The organism is Microbacterium sp. M, from assembly GCF_045181065.1.
GTDB lineage: Bacteria > Actinomycetota > Actinomycetes > Actinomycetales > Microbacteriaceae > Microbacterium.
Map to the genome: position 1 here is coordinate 2,119,340 of NZ_CP173721.1, position 23,041 is coordinate 2,142,380.

Genomic DNA, 23,041 nt, shown 5'->3' on the forward strand with positions numbered 1-23,041 from the left:
AAAGGGCATGACCGTGTCGCAATTGCAGTGGGAAGAGATCGATCGACGTGCGGTGGACACCGCACGAATCCTGGCGGCTGACGCCGTTCAGAAGGTCGGCAACGGTCACCCCGGTACGGCCATGAGCCTCGCCCCGGTGGCCTACCTCCTCTACCAGCGGGTTCTCCGCCACGACCCGACCGACACGGACTGGCTCGGTCGCGACCGCTTCATCCTCTCGGTGGGTCACTCCTCGCTCACCCAGTACGTGCAGCTCTACCTCGGCGGCTTCGGGCTCGAGCTCGAAGACCTCGAAGCGCTGCGCACCTGGGGCTCGCTGACCCCCGGTCACCCGGAGTACGGCCACACCAAGGGTGTCGAGATCACCACCGGCCCGCTCGGACAGGGCCTCGCGTCCGCGGTCGGCTTCGCCTACGCCGCTCGCTACGAGCGCGGTCTGTTCGACCCCGAGGCGGCCGAGGGCACCAGCCCGTTCGACCACCACGTCTACGTGATCGCAGGCGACGGCGACCTGCAGGAGGGCGTGACCAGCGAGGCCTCGTCGCTCGCGGGCCACCAGCAGCTCGGCAACCTGATCGCGATCTACGACTCGAACCAGATCTCGATCGAGGGCGACACGAACGTCTCGTTCACCGAGGACGTCGCCGCACGCTACCGCTCGTACGGATGGCAGGTGCTGTCGGTCGATTGGACCCGCACCGGCGAGTACATCGAGGATGCCCAGGAGCTCGTCGACGCGATCGAGGAGGGCAAGGCCGAGACCGGCAAGCCCACTCTGATCATCCTGAAGACGATCATCGGCTACCCGGCGCCCAACAAGAAGGGCACCGAATCCGTGCACGGCAACGCGCTCGGAGCGGACGAGGTCGCGGCGACCAAGACGGTCCTCGGCTTCGACCCCGAGAAGAGCTTCGTCGTCGAGGATGCCGTCATCGCGCACACCCGTGAGCTCACCGGCCGTGCCGCAGAGGCGCGCGCCGCATGGCAGGCCGACTTCGACGCCTGGGCGGCGGCCAACCCGGAGCGCAAGGCGCTGCTGGACCGTCTCGAGGCGCAGGCACTCCCCGACGGCATCGAGAACGTGCTCCCCGTCTTCGAGGGCGGCACCGAGGTGTCCACGCGCGCCGCATCGGGCAAGGTCATCAACGCCCTCGCACCGGAGCTCCCCGAGCTGTGGGGCGGCTCGGCCGACCTGGCAGGGTCCAACAACACCACGATCTCGCCCGCGGCATCGTTCATCCCCGCTGAGTGGTCGACGCACGACTGGTCGGGCAGCCCTTACGGCCGCGTGCTGCACTTCGGCATCCGCGAGCACGCGATGGGCTCGATCCTCAACGGCATCACGCTGCACGGCAAGACGCGCTCGTTCGGCGGCACGTTCCTCATCTTCAGCGACTACATGCGCCCCGCGGTGCGTCTGGCCGCGCTGATGGACATCCCGAGCATCTTCGTCTGGACGCACGACTCCGTCGCCCTGGGCGAGGATGGGCCGACCCACCAGCCGATCGAGCAGCTCGCGACGCTCCGCGCGATCCCGAACTTCACGGTCGTGCGCCCGGCGGACGGCAACGAGACTGCTGCGGCATGGCTGGAGATCCTGAAGCGCCACGGCGGCCCGGTCGGCATCGCCCTCACCCGTCAGAACGTACCGAACGTCGCTCGCGGCGAAGGCGCGGCATCCGGCGAGGTTTTCGCGTCTGCCGCCAACACCGCCAAGGGCGCGTACGTGCTGGCCGAGGCGCCGAACGGCACCCCTGACGTCATCCTCATCGCGACCGGCTCCGAGGTCCAGCTGGCGGTCTCCGCCCGCGAGACGCTGGCGGCCGAGGGTGTGAACGCCCGCGTCGTGTCCGCTCCGTCGCTGGAGTGGTTCGCCGAGCAGGATGCCGAGTACCGCGAGTCGGTCCTGCCCGCCGCCGTCACCGCTCGGGTGTCCGTCGAAGCCGGCTCCGTGCTCACCTGGCGCGGCGTCGTCGGCGACAGGGGCCGCTCGATCGGCATCGACCACTTCGGTGCTTCCGCTGACTACAAGACCCTGTTCCAGAAGTTCGGCATCACCGCCGAGGCCGTCGTCGAGGCGGCACGCGAGACCATCAAGGAGAACGCATGAGCACCCCCACAGCCCAGCTCCACGACGCGGGCGTCAGCATCTGGCTGGACGACCTCTCGCGCACGCGCATCAACTCCGGCAACCTCGCCGAGCTGATCGAGTCCCGCAACGTCACCGGCGTGACCACCAACCCGACCATCTTCGCGAACGCGATCACGAACCCGGATGACACGTCCTACGACGCTCAGGTCACCGAGCTCGCCGCGTCCGGCGCGACCGCCGAAGAGGCGGTCTTCGCTGCCACGACGCAGGATGTCGGTGCGGCTCTGGACGTGTTCCGCCCGGTGTGGGAGGCCTCCGGCCACGTCGACGGCCGCGTCTCGATCGAGGTCTCCCCCGACCTCGCGCACGACACCGACGGCACCGTGGCGCAGGCCAAGGAGCTGTGGGCGAAGATCGATCGTCCGAACCTCCTCGTGAAGATCCCCGCGACGAAGGCCGGCCTCCCGGCCATCGCGCAGGCGATCGGTGCCGGTATCAGCGTCAACGTCACACTGATCTTCAGCCTCGAGCGCTACGCCGCGGTCATCGACGCCTACCTGACCGGTCTCGAGACCGCAAAGGCCGCCGGCATCGACCTGTCGACGATCCAGTCGGTCGCGTCGTTCTTCGTGTCGCGCGTCGACACCGAGACCGACAAGCGTCTCGTCGAGATCGGCACCGAGCAGGCGCTCGCTCTCAAGAGCAAGGCAGGGCTCGCCAACGCTCGCCTGGCCTACGAACTGTTCGAGCAGACGTTCGCCGGCGATCGCGCCAAGGCGCTGCTGGATGCCGGTGCGAACCTGCAGCGTCCGCTGTGGGCGTCGACGGGCGTCAAGGACCCCGCTCTCCCCGACACGCTGTACGTCACGGAACTCGTCGCTCAGGGCGTCGTCAACACGATGCCGGAGAAGACCCTCGAGGCCACGTTCGACCACGGCGTGATCACGGGCGACACCATCACCGGCGGCTACGACGAGGCCAAGGCGGTCTTCGCCGGTCTGGCCGAGGTCGGAGTCGACTTCGACGATGTCACCCAGGTCCTGGAGGACGAGGGCGTCGCGAAGTTCATCGACTCGTGGCACGATCTGCTCAACCAGGTCGCCGCCGGCCTGGAAGCCCAGCGATGACATTCTCCCTGCACGCCACCGGCGCGCCGAAGGCCGCCATCGACGAGGTCGTCCCCGGCCTCGTCGGCGATCTCATCGCGTCCCGGATCACCTCCGGTGATGCGACGGTCTGGGGCGAGGCGGCCGAGGCCGAGGCCTCCGTCCGTCTCGGCTGGGTTGAGGCCGTGTCGATCTCGCGGCCGCTGATCGCGGAGATCACGGCGCTGCGAGCCGAGCTGAACGCCAAGGGCGTCGACCGCGTGGTGCTCGCCGGCATGGGCGGCTCGTCGCTCGCGCCGGAGGTCATCGCGCAGACGGCCGGCGTGCCGCTCACGATCCTCGACTCGACGGCGCCGGGTCAGGTGCTGGCCGCTCTCGACGAGGGCCTTGAGCGCACCGCGCTCGTGGTCTCGTCGAAGTCCGGATCGACCGTCGAGACGGATTCGCAGCGTCGGACGTTCGAGGCCGCGTTCCGCGACCTCGGCATCGACCCGACCGAGCGCATCGTCGTCGTCACCGACCCGGGTTCGCCCCTGGACGTCTCGGCCCGCGAGGCCGGTTACCGCGTCTTCAACGCGGACCCGAACGTCGGCGGCCGCTACTCGGCTCTCACCGCGTTCGGCCTCGTCCCGTCCGGTCTCGCCGGTGTCGACGTGTCCGAGCTGCTGGATGAGGCCGAGGCATCGCTGCTCGAGGTCGCGGTCGATGAGGCCTCCAACCCGGCACTGCGCCTGGCCGCGGCGATCGCCGGCACCTCGCCGCGCCGGGACAAGCTCGGGCTGATCACGGACGGCACGCACATCGACGGCCTGCCCGACTGGATCGAGCAGCTGATCGCCGAGTCCACCGGCAAGGAGGGCACGGGGATTCTGCCCGTCGTGCTCCTGTCTGTCTCGCCTGAGCTGGACCCCCTGCCGGCCGACCTCCAGATCGTGCGTCTCGTCGACGACGCCAACGAGTTCCACCTGCACGAGCGCCACCCCGGCGAGATCCTCGTCAGCGGAACGCTCGGCGCGAACTTCATCGTCTGGGAGTACGCGACCGCGATCGCCGGTCACCTGCTGGGGATCAACCCGTTCGACCAGCCCGACGTCGAATCCGCCAAGATCGCCGCTCGTGGTCTGCTCGATGCGCGCCCGGAGGCGACCGCACCGGCGTTCGTCGAGAACGACGTCGAGGTCCGCGTCAGCGACGCGGCCCTGGCGGCATCCGGAACGCTCGAAGGCGTGCTCGATGCTCTCTGGGCGCAGCTGCCGGAAGACGGCTACGTGTCGGTCCAGGCCTACGTCAACCGCCTCGAGCTGACGCAGCTGCCCGGCCTCCGCGAGCTGATCGCCGCCGACTCCGGTCGCCCGACCACGTTCGGCTGGGGCCCTCGGTTCCTGCATTCCACGGGTCAGTACCACAAGGGCGGACCGGAGCAGGGCGTGTTCCTGCAGATTCTGGAGCGCACGGATGTGGATCTCGAGATCCCCGACCGTCCCTTCACGTTCGGACAGCTCATCGAGGCGCAGGCCGCCGGCGATGCCGCTGTCCTCGCCGAGCACGGGCGACCGGTGGTGTCCCTGACGATCACGGACTCCGCCGCCGACGTGCTCTCCCTTTTCGAAGCCGCTCAGAAGTAGCTCACAGGAGAATCCCCCACCGATGTCTGTCCCTGTTACGCGCGGGCACAACCCGTTGCGCGATCCCGACGATCGCCGTCTCAACCGGATCGCGGGGCCCAGCGCCCTCGTGATCTTCGGTGTGACCGGCGACCTGTCGCGCAAGAAGCTCATGCCCGCCGTCTATGACCTGGCCAACCGCGGCCTGCTGCCACCGGGGTTCGCCCTCGTCGGCTTCGCACGCCGCGATTGGGAGGATCAGGACTTCGCGAAGGTCGTCTACGACGCCGTCAAGCAGCATGCGCGCACCCCGTTCCGCGAGGAGACCTGGCAGCAGCTGCTGCAGGGCATCCGCTTCGTCTCGGGCGAGTTCGACGATCCGGCCGCGTTCGCGCGTCTGCGCGAGACCGTCGAGAAACTCGACGTCGAACGCGGGACGATGGGCAACCACGCGTTCTACCTCTCGATTCCGCCGAAGGCGTTCCCCGTCGTGGCGCGCCAGCTGAAGGAGTCGGGCCTCGTCGGCGACGAGGACGGCGACGACCACTGGCGTCGCGTCGTCATCGAGAAGCCGTTCGGGCACGACCTCGAATCCGCCCGCGAGCTGAACCAGGCTCTCGAGGTCGCGTTCTCGGCCGACTCGATCTTCCGCATCGACCACTACCTCGGCAAGGAGACGGTCCAGAACATCCTGGCGCTGCGCTTCGCGAACGAACTGTACGAGCCGATCTGGAACCGCAACTACGTCGACCACGTGCAGATCACGATGGCCGAGGACATCGGCGTCGGCGGTCGTGCCGGCTACTACGACGGTGTCGGTGCCGCACGCGACGTCATCCAGAACCACCTGCTGCAGCTGCTCGCGCTCACCGCCATGGAGGAGCCGATCAGCCTCTCCGCCGAGCACCTGCGCGCGGAGAAGGAGAAGGTCCTCGCGGCCGTCAGCCTTCCGGAGGATCTGTCGCTCGCCCAGGCGCGCGGTCAGTACGATGGCGGCTGGCAGGGTGGCGAGCAGGTGAACTCCTTCCTCGGTGAGGAGGGGATGCACCCGCAGTCCACCACCGAGACGTACGCCGCGATCAAGGTCGAGATCGCCACGCGCCGGTGGGCCGGAGTGCCGTTCTACCTGCGCACCGGAAAGCGTCTCGGACGCCGTGTGACCGAGGTCGCCGTCGTGTTCAAGCGCGCCCCCGAACATCTGTTCGGCCGCTCCAATGCCGCCGAGCTCGGGCAGAACGCCCTCGTGATCCGTGTGCAGCCCGACGAGGGTGTCACGATCCGCTTCGGTTCGAAGGTGCCGGGCAACGGCACCAACGTCCGCGACGTGACGATGGACTTCGGCTACGGCCACGCTTTCACCGAGGCCAGCCCTGAGGCGTACGAGCGCCTCATCCTCGACGTGCTGCTGGGGGATCCTCCCCTGTTCCCGCGCCACGAGGAGGTCGAGCTCAGCTGGAAGATCCTCGATCCGTTCGAGAAGTACTGGGCCGCACAGGACAGCACGCTGGAGCAGTACGCGCCCGGATCGTGGGGCCCGGCATCCGCCGATGCCCTCCTGGAGCGCGACGGACGAGTCTGGAGACGACCGTGATCATCGACCTTCCCGACACGACCATCAGCCAGGTCGCCAAGAAGCTCGTCAGCGTGCGCGAAGAGGGCGGCGCCGTCGCCCTCGGCCGTGTGCTGACGCTCATCATCGCCGCCCGCAACGGTGTGGCCGAGGCCGCGATCGACGCGGCCAACGACGCCTCGCGCGAGCACCCGATGCGCGTCATCGTGCTCACCGTCGGCGACGGCGACTCCCACCTCGACGCGCAGATCCGCGTCGGCGGGGATGCCGGAGCGAGTGAGGTCGTGGTGCTGCGCGCCTTCGGCGATGCGGCCAGCAACGCGGAGAGCCTCGTCACGGGCCTGCTGCTGCCGGATGCACCTGTCGTGGCCTGGTGGCCAGAAGAGGCACCGGCCGATCCTGCCTCCTCACCGCTCGGACGCATCGCCCAGCGTCGGATCACGGATGCCGCGGCATCCGTCGACGTCCGCGACCGCCTCGGGACGCTCGGTCAGGAGCACTCCCCCGGCGACACCGATCTCGCATGGACCCGGCTGACCCACTGGCGCGAGCAGCTCGCCGCCGTGCTGGATCAGCCGCCGTTCGAGTCCGTGACGGCCGTCGAGGTGCGCGGATCCGTCTCGTCTCCGTCCACAGCGCTGCTCGCCAGCTGGCTGGGACTCGCGCTGGACGTTCCGGTCACCTGGGCGTACGAGGATCCTGAGCACTGGTCGGAGGGAATCAAGTCGGTCCGCCTGACACGGCCCTCGGGCGACATCCTGCTCGAGCGTCCTGTCCCGGGTACGGCGGTCCTGACCCAGCCCGGTCAGCCCGACCACGATCTGCACCTGCCGCGTCGTACGCTGCGCGAGTGCCTCGCGGAGGAGCTGCGTCGCCTCGACCCCGACGTCCTGTACGGTCGAGTCATCACCGAGGGCTGGGAGAAGCTGGGTCCGCCAGCGTCCGCAGCATGAGCACCAGGGAGGCTGCTGCCGTGGAGAAGACCGTCGTCGTCGAGGCGACACCGCAGGCACTGGCCGACCGCGTCGCCGATCGTTTCCTCGCCCGGGTTCGCGCCCGGACGAGGAACGGTCGGATCGCGCACATCGCCCTGACCGGCGGCTCCATGGGCGGTGCCGTGCTCAGCGCGGTCCGTGTCCACCCTCGCATCGGCGAGATCGACTGGTCGCTGGTGCACTTCTGGTGGGGCGACGAGCGCTTCGTCGCCCGTGCGGATGCCGACCGCAATGCCCTGCAGTCGCGCAGCGCCCTGCTAGATCACATCCCCGTCCCGGCCGAGAACGTGCACGAGGTCGCCGCCTCGGACAGCGGGCTGAGCCTGGACGAGGCGGCAGAGGCCTATGCCGCAGAGCTCGCACGATTCGGCTCCGACGAGCAGTCGTGGCCGTCGTTCGCGGTGTGCTTCCTCGGCGTCGGCCCTGATGGGCACATCGCCTCGCTCTTCCCCGACCGCACCGAGGTCACCGTGACCGATGCCGCGGCCCTGGCGGTGCGCGACTCCCCCAAGCCGCCGCCCGAGCGCGTCACGCTGACCCGTCCGGTGCTCAACGCCTCCAAGCGCGTCTGGCTCGTGCTCACGGGTGCCGACAAGGCCTCGGCTCTCGGCCTCGCACTCGCCGGAGCGAACTACGCCAACGTGCCGGTCGCCGGTGCCAAGGGCCGCAAGCGCACGGTGTTCTTCGTCGACGAGGCCGCCGCGTCCGAGGTTTCTCCTGACCTGTTCGATCAGACCTATTGATCGCGCTCGGATGCCGGTGGTTCGTCCCCGGCATCCCGAGGCGCTTCGGGCGTCGCTCCGCCGCCGCTGCCCCGTTTGAGGCCCAGCTCCTGGCTCTCGCTGAGCAGCTGCGGATGAAAGCGCGCCAGCCCGATCACGCCCCAGACGGCGATCGCGCCGGAGATCAGGAATGCGAACATCACCCAGGTCGGAGCGGCATCCGCCTCACCGAGCACGATCACGCCGATCAGTACGGCGACCAGCGGGTCGACGACCGTCAGGCCGGCGATGACGAGGTCCGGCGGGCCCGAGCTGTACGCGGTCTGCACGAAGTAGGCGCCGACCGCTGCGGCCGCGATCAGAGCGATCACGCACACGAGCGTGATCCAGTCGAACGCGCCATCCTGCACGCGCGTGATGACGGCCTTGGCGAGCGTCGCGACGAAGCCGTACAGGATGCCGGCGCCGACCACGTAGAACAGCGCGCGCATACGGTGGCGCAGGATCAGCCAGCAGGCGCCGAGCAGGATGATGACGACGAGCAGGATCGCGAGGATCGTGAAGAGCTCGGTGTTCGTGATCTCCTTCTCGACCGCGTAGATCGCGGCGAAGAACACGAAGATGAAGATGCCGCCCACGCACGCGAAGATGGCGGTGAGCGATTGCCTGGTCGGTGCGTGCCCCGTGATCCGGGCGTTCAGAAGCGTCGTGATCACGAGCGCGATCGCGCCGAGCGGCTGCACCACGATCAGCGGTGCGACGGCCAACGCCGCCAACTGGCAGATGACGGCCAGGCCGAGCATCAGTGTGCCGACGAGCCAGGACGGGCGCGTCAGCAGCCGCTTGATCTGGTTCATGCTGAGGCCGGTGGCTCCGTCGGAGCCGCTGAGTCGTTCGACCTTCTCGACGCCACGGTGCTGATACTGCGCACCGAGCGACATGAACACCGCGCCGGCCAGCGCCAGCGGGATGCCGAGCAGAAGACCAGGGTTGGCGAACACGCCGACCAGCTGGTCGCTGACGTCGATCTCCGCCATCCACACCCCCGCGCTCACAGTACGACCTTACCGGGCACCCGGCGCGCATTAGGGTTGTGGCGTGGCTGTTCTTCCGATTCGCATCATGGGCGATCCCGTCCTGCACTCCCCCGCCGTCGAAGTCGACGAGATCACCGATGAGATCCGCACTCTCATCGCCGACATGTTCGAGACCATGGATGCCGCGCCCGGCGTCGGTCTCGCCGCTCCCCAGGTCGGCGTCGCTCTGCGGATCTACACGTACGCCTACGTCGACGATGAGGATCGTCCGTGGCGCGGCGTCCTCGTCAACCCGGTGCTGTGGATGAGCCCGCCTGAGCCTGGTTCCCCCGACCCCGACGAGGAATCCGAAGGATGTCTGTCGTTCCCCGGCGAGCGATTCCCCCTCCGTCGCGCCGACCGCGTGCTCGTGACCGGACTCGATCTCGACGGCGCGGACGTCCGCATCGAGGTGGACGGCTGGCGCGCACGGATCATGCAGCACGAGTTCGATCACCTGGACGGCATCCTCTACGTCGACCGGCTCTCCGACGGCGATTGGAAGACCGTGCAGAAGATTGCGCGCAAGCGCGGCTGGGGTAAGCCGGGGCGCAGCTGGACGCCGGGAATCGACGACCTCGAGGCCTGAGCTCGACCGCGTACAGCATCCTCATCGGCTCTTCAAAGTTGCATCACAGGGAAAATCCTGGATAGCGTTCAAGAGCGGGGGCATTCTTTCCCGCGCCTGAATCTCTGGAGGGGGAAACAATGATGAAGCTTCGTACGCGCCGCGCGCTCGCGTTGGCGGGCTCGGCGGTCGCGCTGAGCATCGCGCTGACGGGGTGCAGCACGATCAGCAACCTGATCTCGGGGGATGCGCCGCGCGATGAGGAGACCGGAGAGGTCACCGAGGAGTCGAACATCGACATCTTCTCGCTGAAGGTCGGCGACTGCATGCCCGCTGACGCCATGTCGAGCACCGAGCAGACAGACGCGGACGTCGTGCCGTGCGCCGAGCCGCATGGCTACGAGGTCTATCACGAGTTCGAACTCGCCGACGGGGAGTTCCCGGGCGCCGATGCGATCCAGGCCGAGGTCGAGGCTCAGTGCCTCCCGGCTTTCGGAGAGTTCGTCGGTCTCGCGTATGAGGAGTCTGCATTGGATCTCACGTGGTACGAGCCGACCGAGTCCAGTTGGACCCAGGGCGATGACCGTCTCGTGCAGTGCCTGATCTACGACCCGGCGGGCGACGTCGAAGGCACGCTCAAGGCCAGCGCACGCTGACACGCATTCCTTCACGAAGAACGGCCCCGCCATCGGCGGGGCCGTTCTTCGTGAACACGACTCAGGAGAGCAGCTTGGCCTTGGCGGCCGCGAACTCCTCGTCCGACAGCACGCCGGCATCCTTGAGCCCGGCGAGCTGCTGGAGTTGGGCGAGCATGTCGTTGCCCGCCGGTGCCGGTGCGGCGGGGACTGCGGGGGCCGCGGCCGGAGCAGCGTACTGCGACGCAGCGGCCTGAGCCGCCGCGTCGATCTGCGCCTGCTGCTGAGCGGCCTCGTACTGCTGCTGCTCGTACTGCGACTGCGCCTTGGCCTGCTGGTTGCGCGCCATTCCGCCGGATACGGCCGACGCCGTACCGGCGACGACGGCGGTACGTGCGGCGAGTCCGATCAGACCGGGGCGTCCGAATCTGCGAAGCGGCATGTCATTCTCCTTCGTTCTCGAGGATGTCGACCATCGCGTTGACGATGGGCGCGGGCACCCGCTCGCTGCGCAGCAGCACGCCGCCTGAGGCGTTGAAGCGCTCCGCAAGCGTGCGGGCGTAGGTGAGCTCGAGCGCGACGAGGGCGGCCGAGCCGCCGGCCGGGATGAGCTCCGCGAACTCGTCGATGTCCTCACCACCGGCGATGCCGGCCGCGTGGATCTCGACTCCACCGAGTCCGAGGGCGTCCGCCTCGGCATCGACCTCGATGATCTCGAGATCGCCGTCCTCGGACTTCGAGACGAGCACGAAGTCGAGAAGGCGGACGAGTCCGCTGGCGAGCAGGTCGGTGAGAGCTTCGAGCGTCGCCGGATCGGGACGCTCTCCCTCGAACCCGACGAGATACAGCTCGACGGGACCGAAACGGAAGTCGGCCATGTGATTCCTTTCTTCGGTGGTGCGGATGGTCTGAGGGGTCAGTCGGAGTCGGGTGCGGTGGTGATCGCGTTCTGCCGCGGGATCACGACCTGACGGATGATGATCAGGATGGATGCCGTGATCGGGATGGCCACGAGCGCGCCGAGCAGCCCCATCAGCGTCGCGCCGACCATGGCGCCGATGATGACGAGCACCGCCGGCACGGAGACCGCCTTGCCCATGACGCGCGGGGTCACGAAGTAGGCCTCGACCTGGATGTAGATGAAGTAGAGCACCAGGAAGATCAGCGCGGCCAGCGGGCTGATGAAGAGCGCGCCGACCGTGCCGATGAGCAGGAAGATCAGCGATCCGAGCAGCGGGATCAGCGTGATGAAGAACGCCGCGATCGCCATGACCGCCGGCACCGAGGAGCCGATGATGAGCTGGATCACGAGCACGACGAGGGCGTTGAAGGTCGACAGCGTGATGCCACCGGCGACGACGGATCCGACCGAACCGGTGATCTGCTCGAGCAGTTCTGTGAAGCGCTTGCGCTGATATGCCGGCACCAGGTTCGCGACGGTCTGCTTCATCGCGGACAACGACGAGACGAAGTACAGAGTCAGCACGACGACCATGACGAAACTGGAGATCGCCCCGACGATGCCGAACCCGACTCTCAGCACACCGCCGGAGATCGCCAGGAACGATGAGATGTTCGTCACGGACTTGATCCCCTCGGCGATCACGGCGGTGAGGTCGACGCCGAGATTCGCCTCCAGCGAGAGATACCAGTCGCTGGTCTGCATCGCCTCGATCGCCTCGGGTGCCGCCTCCAGTGCGGCGACGAACTGCCGGACGGTCGCGGGGATGACCACGAGCAGGATCACGAGCATGAGCGCGAGGAATGCTACGGCGACGATCGCGATGCCCACGCCACGGCGGATCCCCCGGCGCTCCAGCGCCTGCACCGCCGGATCCAGTCCGAGCGCGAGGAAGAGACCGAGGAAGACCGAGATCAATACGGTCGAGAGCGACGCGACGGTCGCCGACAGGGCGATCGCGAGGATCACGCCGAGCGCGACGGTGAATCCTGACACGAGCGGGTGCGCCGGCACCAGCCGCATCAGCCCGGGACGCCGCGTCGGACGCGCGCCCTCTTCGATGGCATGCGCCGGGAGGTCGGATTCGCTCACGCTCTGAACGCTACCCGGCGCCCGATGACCGACCACCGCGACTCACCCATGGGAGATGACTCGTCCCTGGCCGGATGGTTCGGTGGCCGCGGCTTCGGCGTCCCGACGCAGCGCATCGGCGTTGCGGATGAAGAGAATGATCCAGGTGAACACAAGGAGCCCTGCCACGAGTTCGACGGCGGTCAGCGTGTAGTACCCGATCGCGAACAGCACGGCCAGCGTCACGATCACCACGACGAACAGGTATCCGAGCAGCAGGAAGGTGCTCGGCATCCGGGGGATCCAGCGGCGCAGTGCGAACACGAGGATGCTGAAGGCCACCGCCATGCCGCTGGCGACGCCGGTGTGAATGGCGAAGAAGTCGTCGACGTGGAAGACGCCGACGAGGCCCAGGAAGATGCCGACGATCACCAAGCAGGTCCGCACACGCGCGACGCCCCGCGGGTGGGAGGTCGGCACCTGATGCGTGGCGTACCGAGCGAGGGTCGTCACGAGGATGCCGGCGACGATGAGCGTCAGGTTGAAGGTCCGCGCGGAGAGGTCGTCGGTCATGCCCAGCGCGCTCAGGTTCTCCTGCCACCAGTGCGGGTCGCTCGCGGTCAGCATGCTCGTGATGATGCCCAGCGCCAGGAACGTCGCGAGCACGATGGCCAGCAGCTGCAGGTCGAGATGCGTCGCCGACAGGAAGGCGACGTAGGCGGTGAGCGATGCCGCTGCTCCTGAGAGAAGCAGCACCGGAACAGGGAACACGACGGCATCGATGAAGCCGTTCTCGAGAATGGTCGCCGTGAGCGTCCAGCCGAGCAGAGCGATGATGGCGTGCGCGAAGGCGAACGCCGCCATGTCGACGACGTCGAGGACGCCGATCCTGCCGCGGCGTGTCGAGTCGTCCACGACGAGTCGTCCCCCGATGAAGACGACGATCGCGGTGACGGCGGAGGCGATCGCCGCGTACTGTCCGACGGACCCTTCTCCGGCGATCGGGGCTGGGCCGAATCCGAACACCGGGATCGCGATGACGCCGACGAGGATGAACGCCACGATCGCCATCCACAGCCCCAGTGTCTCCAGCGAGCGCTCGGATGCGGTGCTGGTCGATCGGGTGTCGGCGAGAGGGCTGACGGACGCGCGGGGTGCGGACATAGGAACAGTGTGACGCATGCACGGTTAGCATGAAACGCAGACCCGGGAAGCCGCGTGCCGCGGCACCCAGAACCGGAGCGCATGTGGACCTGACGCAACTGATCCCGACCAACGTCACGGCGTGGGACATCGTCTTCGCCGTCCTCGCCGTCGTCGCCGGATGGATCGCGTCGCATTTCGCACGCAAGGGGGTGCTGACTCTCGGACGCAAGGCACCCGGCATCTCGGACACCATGGTCGATGTCGCCGCGCGCCTGGTGCAGTACGTGCTGATCTTCCTCGGAATCGGCATCGCGCTGGGATTCCTCGGCGCGAGCATCCAGCCCGTGCTGGCGGTCACGATCATCGCGGCCGTGGTCATCGTCCTGGTGCTGCGCGGCGTCGCGGACAACTTCGCCGCCGGGGTCCTGGTGCAGTCCCGCCAGCCGGTCAAGCTCGGCGAGGAGATCCTCTTCGAAGGCCCGGACGGACCGCTCACGGGGATCGTGAAGGATCTCAACGGCCGCTCCGTGATCGTCACGACCGCTGACGGGCGCACGGCTCACGTCCCGAACATCAAGCTGCTCTCGGACATCCTCATCAACGACTCGCGTCATGGAGCGCGACGGAGCGAAGTGCAGGTGCGGATCGCCAGGACCGACGAACGCGATCTGGATGCCGTCGTCGATCTGCTCGCCGGTTCGGCTGCTCAGGTCGAGGGCGTGCACGCACGGGAGACGGTCCGGGCGCTCGTCCGGGAGATCTCGCCTGAGCGGTGGATCATCCGGCTGCAGTTCTGGCACCACCCGCTCCACGGACCCGGCGTGACATCCGAGGTGATCACCGTGGTCGCCGCCGCGCTGGCCGAGGCAGGCGTCTCGGGCGTCGTGACGGATGCGCCGGCTCCGACGCCGCTCGCCCCTCCGGGAACCCTGTAGGACGCGTCGCGCTCGGTGATGCTGTCAGATCTCCGCGGATCCGGAGATGACCACATCGGCGCGGCCGCCCACCCACACGGCGCCCTCCTCCTGACTGATGCGCACCAGCCCGTCGCGTCCGAGCACTGTGCCCTGCCGTGCGACGTAGGGGGCGCTGGCACGGCCACTGGCGAGGAGCCACTCAGCGACCGCTCCGTTCAGGCTGCCGGTGACCGGGTCTTCTCGCAGCGGCTCGCTCCCCTCAGTGAAGAATGCTCGCACTTCGAAGTCGGCAGCATGATCGGCAGCGTGTGCCGCGATGACACCGATGTCCCAGCGTCCTGGGTGACGCGAAGCATCCGGGCGCAGGGAGAGCACGGCGTCCGGGCCGTCGAGCAGCAGACCCACCCAGCCAGGACCGTTGTCCACCCACGCCGCATCGATGACGTCACCCGCTTCGATGCCCAGGATCTCGACGACCGCCTGAAGGGTATCGGGATCAACAGGGCCGGAGCGGGTGCACGGCGGCGATCGGAAGGCGAGGAGATCGCCCTCGACACGGACGGGGATGAGGCCCGCCTCGCACTCCTGCACCACGCGGGCGGGGTCTGTCGGCGCGCCGCCGGCATCGAGCCAGGCACGCGTCGTGCCCAACGTGGGGTGACCGGCGAACGCGAACTCGGTGTTCAGGCTGAAGATGCGCACGCGATAGTCGGCTTCCGGCGTGGTCGGAGGCAGCACGAAGGTGCACTCGGAGAGGTTCGACCATACCGAGAATCGACGCATGTCCGATGCCGAGAGACCCTCGGCGTCGAGCACGACCGCGACCGGATTGCCCAGGCCGATGCCGTCGTTGAACACATCCACCTGGCGGAAACGTCGCTGCATACCGTGATGCTACGCGTTGGGGACGTCCGCCGATGCGCGGCACCATCGCTCAGACACGGAGCACGGGTACTTCCGAGATGTCGTAGTAGATGGGCAGGCCACGGTCTGTCGCGATGGCGACGTCCTGATCGGCGCCGCTGGATGCGCCGGGAAGCCGCAGAACGGCATCGCAGTGCTGGAGCAGCCGTTGCGCTGTCGGATACAGCACGTCGTCTTCGATGGTGGCGCCGGCAGAATGAAGGATCGGCAGAGCGACCCACTCCCCGATCATCGGGATGTGTCCGGCGGCGAAGATCGGCCATGCGGCTTGTTCGAGACGGCGCAGGTTCGCCTGCATGGCGGCGGGTTCCCCTCGGGTTCCGGAGCGGTAAGGGCCGGCGATGAGGATGAGCATGGGACGAGTCATGAGCGCTAGACTAAACCACGAACATGCAAGAACGTGATGAAACGGGGCTAAACGTGTTGACCGCCGAACGACGCGCATACCTGCTGGAAACCCTGAGCCGAGACGGGAAGATCGTCGCGAAGAGCGTCGCACTCGAGCTCGGCCTGTCCGAGGACAGCATCCGTCGCGATCTGCGGGAGATGGCCGGAGAGGGACTGTGTCAGCGCGTTTACGGTGGCGCCCTCCCCGTCTCACCCGCGGTGGTCGGTTACGAGCGGCGGCGCGAAGTCGGCGTCGCAGCCAAACGGCTGGTCGCGGCGAAAGCCGTCGAGTTCATCGATCCGGGCAGCACCGTCATCCTCGACGGCGGGACCACGGCTCTCGCTGTCGCCTCGCTCCTACCGCCGTCCCTTCGATGCACGATCGTCACCCATAGCCCGACCGTCGCCGCGGCGCTGATCGAGCACCCGTGTGCCGACGTGTTCATCCTGGGGGGTCGCCTCTTCAAGCACTCCGCCGTGGCGAGCGGATCCGCTGCGGTCGAGGCCGCGGAGCGCATCACCGCCGATGTCTTCTTCCTCGGGGTCACGGGCATCCATCCCGAGTCCGGTCTGACCACGGGTGACCCGGACGAGGCGGCGATGAAGCGCGTCCTGGCATCCCGCGCCGCGGAGACCTACGTCCTCGGATCGTCGGAGAAGATCGGCGCTGCTTCGCCCTTCGGTGTGATCGGGTTCGACGACGCCGAGGGAGTGATCACCGACGCTGATCCCCAGGGTGACATCGTGCGACGCCTGAGCGCTCACGTGCGCATCATCGATGCGCACTGATGCACGGGGCGTCTGACCGTGCCGACGGCGGGCACGCCGATCGCCGTGTCCCCTGGGCGGTCGACTTGCTCGCCCGAGGCGCGTCGCTCGAACCGGACGCACCTGTTCCGCGTGCGAGACTTGATGACGTGAGCCCGCACGATCTCGGAACAGCCGTCGCGGTCACGAGAATCGGCCACGCCTCGACCGATCCGACGATCGTGCTTCCCGGTGGGCCATGCCGCGGACCCGAGTATCTCGAGGACCTCGCCGGGCTCGGAGACACTCACGCCTTCGCCGTCCTGCATCCCCGCGGCACGCCTCGCAGCGGAGGACTGTCCCGCGGCTGGTGGAACGACGCAGACGATGTCATCGCGCTGGCCGACGCGCTCGACCTTTCACGGGTCGACCTCGTCGCTCATTCCGCCGGGACGCGGCTGGCACTGGCCACGGCCGTCCGCTACCCGCATCGTGTCGCGTCCATGGCGCTCATCACCCCGCCGGCGAGCTGGTTGACCGACACGCCGTACGACGGGGCGCCGATCGCCGACATCCGCACGGATGCCGCGTTCATCGATGCCATGACGTCACTGGAACAGGACCAGCCGGATACGGAAGAGGCGTTCCGGAAGACCTTCCTGCGTCAGGCGCCGGCGACCTACGCGCAGTGGACCGCACACGAGAAGGCTCACGCCGCCGTCGGAGCCATGAGTCTCGCCGCGGCCGGGGCCTGGTTCACCGACATCCCGGTCGATGCCGCCGCCCGCATTCGATCCGCTGAGCTGCCGCCCACCCTCGTGATCGGCGGGGCGGAGGATCTGCTCACCGGTGTCCAACCGGTGGTCGCGTACGCTCAGGCGCTCGGGGCGGATCTGAGCATGATCGACGACTGCGGGCACTATCCGTGGGTCGAGCAGCCCGGTGCGTTCAGACGCCTGGTCCACGAGTGGCTCGCCGAGCGCACGCACACACGCTGAGACGAGAACGCCGCCGACGGAAAAGGGCCCGGAATCCGTTTCCGCTGATTTCTCAGCATCCACGTGATTCCGGGCCCATCGTGCTCCCCGAGTTGGACTCGAACCAACAACCTGCCGGTTAACAGCCGGCTGCTCTGCCAATTGAGCTATCGAGGATCAGGCTTGCTGCCGAAGCAACTCGACAAGCTTAGCAAACGTCCAGCTGTGCGAATGACATCCGCGGCCGTTTCCGCGCCGCCGGGTGTGTCGCGCTCAGCGCCTCGAATCCGCCTCGGCGTTCGGCACCCACAGAAGGTCGTCGCCGACACCTCGGGCGACGACGTGTCCGCCGCGCAGCATGAGCGTCTCCGCCTTGAGTTCGCGGATGAACGCGGCGTCGTTCGTCACGAGCAGCGCGCCCATGCCCTGCTCGGTGCGGCGACGGGTGATCGCGTCGAAGACGACCGGGCGCACCTCGAGGTCGAGGTTCGCCAGCACCTCATCGGCGACCAGGACCTTCGGCTCCAGGACGAACGCTCGCGCGATCGCGACTCGCTGGCGCATCCCCGCGCTCAACTCGTACGGGAATCTGTCCGCCGTGCCCAATGGCAGGTGCAGCTCGTCGAGCAGTGTCGCGATGCGGATCGACAGGGCCTTGGAGTTGACGCGCTTCTCGCGGATGAGGATCGGCTCGGCGATCACCTCGGTCACCGTCAGGCTCGGCGGGAGCGTCGCTCCTGCCCCCTGCGGCACGAAGCCGCTGAGATAAGTCAGCTCACGGTGCCGGCGTCCTGGCTTGCGCACATCCACGCCGCACACCTCTGCCGTGCCACCGACGATCCGGACGGACGGGTCGGTCGACCCGGCGAGAGCGGCGACCAGCGTTGACTTCCCCGAACCGGTGGGTCCGGCGACGCACAGCAGTCCGCCGGGGCGGATCTGGAACGTCACTCCGTCCACGGCTCTGGTGGCACCGCCGTGTCCGATCCGGTCGATCACCAGATCCGAGCAGTCGATCACGTTCGGAGAGGGAGACCGGCGAGACATGCGTCCATCCTCCCCCGGCTTCAGCGCAGCGAGCCGTTACGACTCGGTGAAACGACGACGTTCGAGATCGATGTCGCGCAATCGGACGCGCAGCGCTCTGCCGCCGTCGGATTCGGCAGGCACCCGCTGCACGGCCCCCAGCAGCTCCTGCTTCTCCTGCTCGAGCGCGCGGACGATCAGTCGCCGTGACAGATCGGTCGTCGACGCCACGGCGCCCTCTTCATTGCGCGCCGGAAACGACGTCATGAGCAGTTCGCCGGCCAGCGAGCGATACGGCTCGCGCACGGAGTTCACGGCATCCATCACCCAACCGGGCTTCGCGCGATCCGCGTCGACGACAGCCTGGCGCACCGCCTCGAGGGCCGGGTTGCGGAAGGACTGGCCGAGAGCCCGCGCGAGCAGTTCCGCATCGACCTGGTGACCGTACTGGAGGGTTCCGATGAGCGCGTCCCGTTCGAGCGCGACCTCGGCTGTGCGGGGCAGGCTCGCGATGGTGACGGCTTCGATCACCGGCGTCGCCGGTGCGCCGTCGGATGCCGGTGCGGTCGCCTCTCGCCGCGCCGGCGCGTGCGAGACACCGCGTGCGGCGCGCTCGACCTCGGCGTGCACGTCGGTCGGATCCATCCCGAGCCTGCGTGCCAGCACCCGCTCGTAACCCGGGCGCAGCAGCCGGTCGCGGATCTCCGCCACGATCGGCGCTGCGGCGCGAAGCGCGCCGACTCGTCCCTCGACGGTCGCGAGATCGAAGCCGGCGAGCTTGCGATCGATCGCGAACTCGAACATCGGCTGCTTGGCATCCATGAGAGCACGCACCGCGGCATCCCCGCGCTGCAGCCGGAGGTCGCACGGGTCGAGCCCGTCGGGGGCGACCGCGACGAAGGTCTGTGCGTTGAACCGGTCGTCCTCGGTGAACGCGCGCAGAGCGGCCTTCTGGCCGGCCTCGTCGCCGTCGAACGTGAACACGACCTCACCGGCGCCGGAGTCGTCGCCCATGACCCGCCGGAGCACCTTGATGTGATCGGTGCCGAACGCCGTCCCGCAGGTCGCGATCGCCGTGGTGAGACCGGCGAGGTGGCACGCCATCACATCGGTGTACCCCTCGACCACGACCACGCGGCGCGGGTCGCCGCGGGAGATGTCGCGCTTGGCGAGATCCAGGCCGTAGAGCACCTGCGCCTTCTTGTAGATCGGGGTCTCGGGGGTGTTCAGGTACTTCGGCCCCTGATCATCGTCGAACAGCTTGCGAGCTCCGAAGCCGATCGTCTGACCGGTGACGTCTCTGATCGGCCAGACCAGCCGCCCGCGGAATCGGTCGTACACGCCGCGCTGTCCCTGCGACAGGAGTCCGGCAGCGAGCAGTTCCTCGCGGCTGAACCCCTGCGCGGTCATCGCCTTGAGCAGGCCGTCCCATCCTCGGGGGGCGAACCCCACGCCGAAGTGCGCGGCCGCACCCGCATCGAAGCCGCGTTCACCGAGGAAGCGCCGGCCGGTCTCGGCATCCGCGGTGAGCAGCTGCGCGCGGAAGAACTCGGCCGCAGCCGTGTTCGCGGCGTACAGCCGGCTGCGGCCGCTCGTCTCCGGCGCGGCGCCGCCGTCTTCGTAGTGCAGCGAGTATCCGACCCGGCCGGCGAGTCGCTCCACGGCCTCGGTGAAGCTGACGTGATCCATCTCGCGGAGGAAGGAGTAGACGTCCCCCGACGCGCCGCAGCCGAAGCAGTGGTAATAGCCCACCTGCGGGCGCACATGGAAGCTCGGACTCTTCTCGTCGTGGAAAGGACACAGGCCCTTGAGAGAACCGACACCGGCCGACTTCAGCGCGACCCGCTCCCCCACGATGTCCGCGATGTTGATCCTGGCCTTGACCTCGTCGACGTCGGCCTGACGGATACGGGGCATCAGTGCGCCCTTTCGGGGACCGCGCGGACCGCACCGTGCGCTGCCCGCGGCCGCACATGCCGCGGCGACCAGATCCCCACCTCGGCCGGGTCGATGTCCCCGACGAGACGGGAGTGCCAGTCCAGGGCGGTCTGGTCGGTGAGGCTGGCGATCTGGTCCACGACGACTCTGGCGCGCGCGGCATCCGTCGGCGCATCGAGGAAGTCCGCCGCGAAGGCCGGCTCGAGCACGTCGGCACCGGCGGTCCACAGCGTGTCCGTCGACCAGAGAGCGTCGGCGAGGCGCTTGAGCACGCGGCGCTGCTCCTTGTACACGCCGCGGCGCGCGTCGATCGTGACGATGGCCTGACCCATGATCCCCTTGAGGACCGCGATCTCGACCTCGATGACGCGCGGGACCACGACGTGCGCGTTGTACCGTGCCAGCGCCGGACCGGCGTAGGCTTCCCGCGTCGCGGAGACGGCGGCGCGGGCGAACCGGCCGATCATGTCGCTCGTGAGGTTCTTCAGCCGCGCCAGGTCACGGCGCGAGCGGTCGAAGGAGCGCAGCCACATCGGCTGACGGGTCAGACGGTAGAGCCCGTCCGCCAGCTCCTCGCGGGTGTAGTCGTAGCCGACCCACTGCTGCACGCGCCCGACGAGCGCGTGATGCTCGGCCGGATCGGAGAGCTGCGCGACGTCGAGGTAGCCGTTGACGATCGCGTCCTCGAAGTCGTGCACCGAGTAGCCGATGTCATCGGACAGGTCCATGATCTCGGCCTCGATGCAGCGCAGGCGCCCCGGAGCGCCGTCGCGCATCCAGCGGAACACGTCCTCGTCCTCGGGGTAGACGCCGAACTTCAATCGCCCCCCTGGATCAGGGATCGGGCTGTCGACGGTCCACGGGTACTTGCAGGTCGCGTCGAGGCTGGCCCTGGTCAGGTTGAGTCCGACCGATCGGTCGTCGTCATCGAGCACCTTGGCTTCGAGCCGCGTGAGGATGCGCAGCGACTGCGCGTTGCCCTCGAAGCCGCCGATGGGCTCCGCCCACTCGTTGAGCGCTCGTTCGCCGTTGTGGCCGAACGGAGGGTGGCCGAGATCGTGGCTGAGGCATGCCGTGTCGACCACGTCCGCCGAGACGCCGAGTGCGATCGCGAGCTCGCGGCCCACCTGGGCGACTTCGAGCGAGTGCGTGAGGCGATTGCGCGCGAAGTCGGCGGTGCTCGCGGGGCTGAGCACCTGCGTCTTCGCCGCGAGGCGGCGCAGCCCCGCCGAGTGCAGCACGCGCGCCCGGTCGCGGGCGAAGTCGTCTCGCTCGGAGCGGTGGGTCTCCGCGAAGAAGCGCTCGGTGTCGTGCGCGTCGTATCCGTCGACGCGGCCGAGCCGATCCGGTTGCGCGTCGCCCAGCGGGTCAGCCGCCACTGTTCTCGATCTCCGCTCCGCGCAGCATCTGGCGCGTGTCGTCGGCGACGTCGCGCGAATCCAGCCACTTGTCGGGCAGCGCGGGCCGCTTGGGGTGACCGGCGCGGCCGCGCTGACCCTCGGCATCCGCACCGGGGTAGGGCGCGTCGCGATCGAGTTGGCCCAGCAGGTCGTCCATCTGCGCCAGGCTCTCGACCTTCGCCAGGGCCGTGCGCAGTTCGCCGCCGACCGGGTAGCCCTTGAAGTACCAGGAGACGTGCTTGCGGATGTCACGGCATCCGCGGTCCTCGTCCTCGAAGAACTCCACGAGCAGGTCGGCGTGCCGGCGGAAAGCGTCCGCGACGAACCCGAGCGTCGCGTCGACAGGTCGGGACTCGGCGCCGAACGCCGCGGCGAGGTCGCCGAACAGCCAGGGGCGGCCGAGGCATCCTCGTCCGACCACGACGCCGTCGCAGTCCGTCTCCGCCATCATCCGCACGGCGTCCTCCGCGCTCCAGATGTCGCCGTTGCCGAGCACCGGGATGCTGGTGACGGCCTGCTTCAGCTCGCCGATGGCGTTCCAGTCGGCGTGGCCGGAGTAGAACTCGCTCGCCGTGCGCGCATGCAGAGCGACGGCGGCGGCACCGGCATCCTCAGCGGCGCGGCCGGCGTCGAGGAACGTGAGATGGTCGCGGTCGATGCCCTTGCGCATCTTGACCGTCAGCGGGATGGGACCTGCGGCCTTCACCGCCTGATCGACGATGTCTGCGAACAGCTGCGTCTTCCAGGGCAGAGCCGCACCGCCGCCTTTTCGGGTGACCTTGGGCACCGGGCAGCCGAAGTTGAGGTCGATGTGGTCGGCGTGGTCTTCGGCCACGATGATGCGCACCGCCTCGGCGATCGTCTTCGGGTCGACGCCGTACAGCTGGATCGAACGCGGCGTCTCGGACTCGTGGTGACGGATCAGGCGCATCGTGACGTCATTGCGCTCGACGAGCGCCCGCGAGGTGATCATCTCGCTGACGTACAGGCCGGCACCGTATTCGCGGCAGAGTCGACGGAACGCCGTGTTCGTGATCCCGGCCATGGGTGCGAGGACGACGGGCACGTCGATGTCGATCGGCCCGATGCGCAGGGAACGCGCTGGTGCAGTGGCGAGACTCATATCCCCTCCATTCTCCCATCCTCCGGAGCCGGTGCGGCGCAGGCGACTTAGGCTGT

General features: G+C 68.4%; 22 protein-coding genes and 1 tRNA gene. 11 read left to right on the forward strand and 12 right to left on the reverse strand.

The window, feature by feature from the left end; translation table 11 throughout:
• Nucleotides 1–7: 7 nt before the first annotated feature.
• Genes tkt through pgl form a run of 6 tightly spaced genes read left to right on the forward strand, consistent with a single transcriptional unit; the run spans nucleotide 8 to nucleotide 8,110 of the window.
• On the forward strand, nucleotides 8–2,110 hold the full coding sequence (tkt, locus tag ACI7YT_RS10240) for a transketolase (RefSeq protein ID WP_406245430.1): 2,103 nt from the start codon (nucleotides 8–10) through the stop codon (nucleotides 2,108–2,110).
• A complete protein-coding gene (tal, locus tag ACI7YT_RS10245; protein WP_406245431.1) occupies nucleotides 2,107–3,219 on the forward strand; it encodes a transaldolase in 1,113 nt (370 codons plus the stop codon). The genes tkt and tal overlap by 4 nt, the downstream gene beginning before the upstream one ends.
• The gene (locus ACI7YT_RS10250) at nucleotides 3,216–4,823 is read left to right on the forward strand and encodes a glucose-6-phosphate isomerase (RefSeq protein ID WP_406245432.1); all 1,608 of its coding nucleotides are present in this window, start codon (nucleotides 3,216–3,218) and stop codon (nucleotides 4,821–4,823) included. The genes tal and ACI7YT_RS10250 overlap by 4 nt, the downstream gene beginning before the upstream one ends.
• Before the next feature lie 22 nt (nucleotides 4,824–4,845).
• A complete protein-coding gene (gene zwf, locus ACI7YT_RS10255; protein ID WP_406245433.1) occupies nucleotides 4,846–6,393 on the forward strand; it encodes a glucose-6-phosphate dehydrogenase in 1,548 nt (515 codons plus the stop codon).
• A complete protein-coding gene (locus ACI7YT_RS10260) occupies nucleotides 6,390–7,325 on the forward strand; it encodes a glucose-6-phosphate dehydrogenase assembly protein OpcA (protein ID WP_406245434.1) in 936 nt (311 codons plus the stop codon). The genes zwf and ACI7YT_RS10260 overlap by 4 nt, the downstream gene beginning before the upstream one ends.
• Nucleotides 7,322–8,110 carry a 6-phosphogluconolactonase gene (gene pgl / locus ACI7YT_RS10265; RefSeq protein WP_406245435.1) on the forward strand — a complete coding sequence of 263 codons (789 nt, stop codon included), beginning with the start codon at nucleotides 7,322–7,324 and terminating at the stop codon, nucleotides 8,108–8,110. The genes ACI7YT_RS10260 and pgl overlap by 4 nt, the downstream gene beginning before the upstream one ends.
• Here the strand turns inward: pgl and ACI7YT_RS10270 are convergent.
• Nucleotides 8,104–9,126, reverse strand: coding sequence for a DMT family transporter (locus tag ACI7YT_RS10270; RefSeq protein WP_406250566.1), 1,023 nt, complete (start codon nucleotides 9,124–9,126; stop codon nucleotides 8,104–8,106). The genes pgl and ACI7YT_RS10270 overlap by 7 nt on opposite strands.
• 61 nt (nucleotides 9,127–9,187) lie before the next feature.
• Here ACI7YT_RS10270 and def point away from each other — a divergent pair, with 61 nt between their 5' ends.
• Nucleotides 9,188–9,754 (forward strand): peptide deformylase, encoded by a 567-nt coding sequence (gene def / locus ACI7YT_RS10275; RefSeq protein ID WP_406245436.1) that lies wholly within the window; start codon nucleotides 9,188–9,190, stop codon nucleotides 9,752–9,754.
• A gap of 119 nt (nucleotides 9,755–9,873) precedes the next feature.
• A complete protein-coding gene (locus ACI7YT_RS10280; protein WP_406245437.1) occupies nucleotides 9,874–10,389 on the forward strand; it encodes a septum formation family protein in 516 nt (171 codons plus the stop codon).
• Nucleotides 10,390–10,450: 61 nt separating this feature from the next.
• Here ACI7YT_RS10280 and ACI7YT_RS10285 read toward each other — a convergent pair whose 3' ends face one another.
• The 4 genes from ACI7YT_RS10285 to ACI7YT_RS10300 are packed head-to-tail and all read right to left on the reverse strand — an operon-like array spanning nucleotide 10,451 to nucleotide 13,564.
• Nucleotides 10,451–10,810 (reverse strand): SHOCT domain-containing protein, encoded by a 360-nt coding sequence (locus ACI7YT_RS10285; RefSeq protein ID WP_406245438.1) that lies wholly within the window; start codon nucleotides 10,808–10,810, stop codon nucleotides 10,451–10,453.
• Nucleotide 10,811: 1 nt separating this feature from the next.
• Nucleotides 10,812–11,246: a DUF6325 family protein gene (locus tag ACI7YT_RS10290; RefSeq protein ID WP_406245439.1), complete on the reverse strand. Its 435-nt coding sequence runs from the start codon at nucleotides 11,244–11,246 to the stop codon at nucleotides 10,812–10,814.
• Nucleotides 11,247–11,284: 38 nt separating this feature from the next.
• Nucleotides 11,285–12,421 (reverse strand): AI-2E family transporter, encoded by a 1,137-nt coding sequence (locus ACI7YT_RS10295; RefSeq protein WP_406245440.1) that lies wholly within the window; start codon nucleotides 12,419–12,421, stop codon nucleotides 11,285–11,287.
• Nucleotides 12,422–12,463: 42 nt separating this feature from the next.
• Nucleotides 12,464–13,564: a DUF998 domain-containing protein gene (locus tag ACI7YT_RS10300; protein WP_406245441.1), complete on the reverse strand. Its 1,101-nt coding sequence runs from the start codon at nucleotides 13,562–13,564 to the stop codon at nucleotides 12,464–12,466.
• A gap of 83 nt (nucleotides 13,565–13,647) precedes the next feature.
• Between ACI7YT_RS10300 and ACI7YT_RS10305 the strand changes: the two genes are divergently transcribed.
• Entirely contained in the window at nucleotides 13,648–14,481 is an 834-nt protein-coding gene (locus ACI7YT_RS10305; RefSeq protein WP_406245442.1) for a mechanosensitive ion channel family protein, read from the forward strand.
• A 24-nt stretch (nucleotides 14,482–14,505) separates the two neighbouring features.
• Here ACI7YT_RS10305 and ACI7YT_RS10310 read toward each other — a convergent pair whose 3' ends face one another.
• Both ACI7YT_RS10310 and ACI7YT_RS10315 read right to left on the reverse strand, forming a co-directional pair.
• A complete protein-coding gene (locus ACI7YT_RS10310) occupies nucleotides 14,506–15,348 on the reverse strand; it encodes a PhzF family phenazine biosynthesis protein (protein ID WP_406245443.1) in 843 nt (280 codons plus the stop codon).
• 49 nt (nucleotides 15,349–15,397) lie between these two features.
• On the reverse strand, nucleotides 15,398–15,754 hold the full coding sequence (locus tag ACI7YT_RS10315; RefSeq protein ID WP_406245444.1) for a DUF4406 domain-containing protein: 357 nt from the start codon (nucleotides 15,752–15,754) through the stop codon (nucleotides 15,398–15,400).
• A gap of 23 nt (nucleotides 15,755–15,777) precedes the next feature.
• Between ACI7YT_RS10315 and ACI7YT_RS10320 the strand changes: the two genes are divergently transcribed.
• Both ACI7YT_RS10320 and ACI7YT_RS10325 read left to right on the forward strand, forming a co-directional pair.
• Nucleotides 15,778–16,563, forward strand: a complete 786-nt coding sequence (locus ACI7YT_RS10320; protein WP_406245445.1) for a DeoR/GlpR family DNA-binding transcription regulator — start codon at nucleotides 15,778–15,780, stop codon at nucleotides 16,561–16,563.
• Nucleotides 16,564–16,691: 128 nt separating this feature from the next.
• Nucleotides 16,692–17,519: an alpha/beta fold hydrolase gene (locus ACI7YT_RS10325; RefSeq protein ID WP_406245446.1), complete on the forward strand. Its 828-nt coding sequence runs from the start codon at nucleotides 16,692–16,694 to the stop codon at nucleotides 17,517–17,519.
• A gap of 83 nt (nucleotides 17,520–17,602) precedes the next feature.
• Here ACI7YT_RS10325 and ACI7YT_RS10330 read toward each other — a convergent pair.
• The 5 genes from ACI7YT_RS10330 to dusB all read right to left on the reverse strand — a co-directional run bounded on the left by ACI7YT_RS10330 (nucleotide 17,603) and on the right by dusB (nucleotide 22,985).
• A tRNA-Asn gene (locus tag ACI7YT_RS10330) sits at nucleotides 17,603–17,675 on the reverse strand.
• A 96-nt stretch (nucleotides 17,676–17,771) separates the two neighbouring features.
• The gene (locus tag ACI7YT_RS10335; RefSeq protein ID WP_406245447.1) at nucleotides 17,772–18,545 is read right to left on the reverse strand and encodes an ATP-binding cassette domain-containing protein; all 774 of its coding nucleotides are present in this window, start codon (nucleotides 18,543–18,545) and stop codon (nucleotides 17,772–17,774) included.
• 36 nt (nucleotides 18,546–18,581) lie between these two features.
• Entirely contained in the window at nucleotides 18,582–20,441 is a 1,860-nt protein-coding gene (gene dnaG / locus ACI7YT_RS10340; protein WP_406245448.1) for a DNA primase, read from the reverse strand.
• Nucleotides 20,441–21,841, reverse strand: a complete 1,401-nt coding sequence (locus ACI7YT_RS10345; protein ID WP_406245449.1) for a deoxyguanosinetriphosphate triphosphohydrolase — start codon at nucleotides 21,839–21,841, stop codon at nucleotides 20,441–20,443. The genes dnaG and ACI7YT_RS10345 overlap by 1 nt, the downstream gene beginning before the upstream one ends.
• Nucleotides 21,831–22,985 carry a tRNA dihydrouridine synthase DusB gene (dusB, locus tag ACI7YT_RS10350; protein WP_406245450.1) on the reverse strand — a complete coding sequence of 385 codons (1,155 nt, stop codon included), beginning with the start codon at nucleotides 22,983–22,985 and terminating at the stop codon, nucleotides 21,831–21,833. Before dusB ends, ACI7YT_RS10345 begins: the two co-directional genes overlap by 11 nt.
• Nucleotides 22,986–23,041: the final 56 nt, after the last annotated feature.

Coding starts and splice junctions, on each gene's coding strand:
- tal (WP_406245431.1), top strand. CDS start 2,107: ATGAGCACCCCCACAGCCCAGCTCCACGACGCGGGCGTCAGCATCTGG.
- ACI7YT_RS10300 (WP_406245441.1), bottom strand. CDS start 13,564: ATGTCCGCACCCCGCGCGTCCGTCAGCCCTCTCGCCGACACCCGATCG.
- ACI7YT_RS10250 (WP_406245432.1), top strand. CDS start 3,216: ATGACATTCTCCCTGCACGCCACCGGCGCGCCGAAGGCCGCCATCGAC.
- dnaG (WP_406245448.1), bottom strand. CDS start 20,441: ATGCCCCGTATCCGTCAGGCCGACGTCGACGAGGTCAAGGCCAGGATC.
- ACI7YT_RS10290 (WP_406245439.1), bottom strand. CDS start 11,246: ATGGCCGACTTCCGTTTCGGTCCCGTCGAGCTGTATCTCGTCGGGTTC.
- pgl (WP_406245435.1), top strand. CDS start 7,322: ATGAGCACCAGGGAGGCTGCTGCCGTGGAGAAGACCGTCGTCGTCGAG.
- ACI7YT_RS10270 (WP_406250566.1), bottom strand. CDS start 9,126: ATGGCGGAGATCGACGTCAGCGACCAGCTGGTCGGCGTGTTCGCCAAC.
- ACI7YT_RS10280 (WP_406245437.1), top strand. CDS start 9,874: ATGATGAAGCTTCGTACGCGCCGCGCGCTCGCGTTGGCGGGCTCGGCG.
- zwf (WP_406245433.1), top strand. CDS start 4,846: ATGTCTGTCCCTGTTACGCGCGGGCACAACCCGTTGCGCGATCCCGAC.
- ACI7YT_RS10315 (WP_406245444.1), bottom strand. CDS start 15,754: ATGACTCGTCCCATGCTCATCCTCATCGCCGGCCCTTACCGCTCCGGA.
- ACI7YT_RS10335 (WP_406245447.1), bottom strand. CDS start 18,545: ATGTCTCGCCGGTCTCCCTCTCCGAACGTGATCGACTGCTCGGATCTG.
- ACI7YT_RS10320 (WP_406245445.1), top strand. CDS start 15,778: ATGCAAGAACGTGATGAAACGGGGCTAAACGTGTTGACCGCCGAACGA.
- ACI7YT_RS10285 (WP_406245438.1), bottom strand. CDS start 10,810: ATGCCGCTTCGCAGATTCGGACGCCCCGGTCTGATCGGACTCGCCGCA.
- ACI7YT_RS10310 (WP_406245443.1), bottom strand. CDS start 15,348: ATGCAGCGACGTTTCCGCCAGGTGGATGTGTTCAACGACGGCATCGGC.
- tkt (WP_406245430.1), top strand. CDS start 8: ATGACCGTGTCGCAATTGCAGTGGGAAGAGATCGATCGACGTGCGGTG.
- dusB (WP_406245450.1), bottom strand. CDS start 22,985: ATGAGTCTCGCCACTGCACCAGCGCGTTCCCTGCGCATCGGGCCGATC.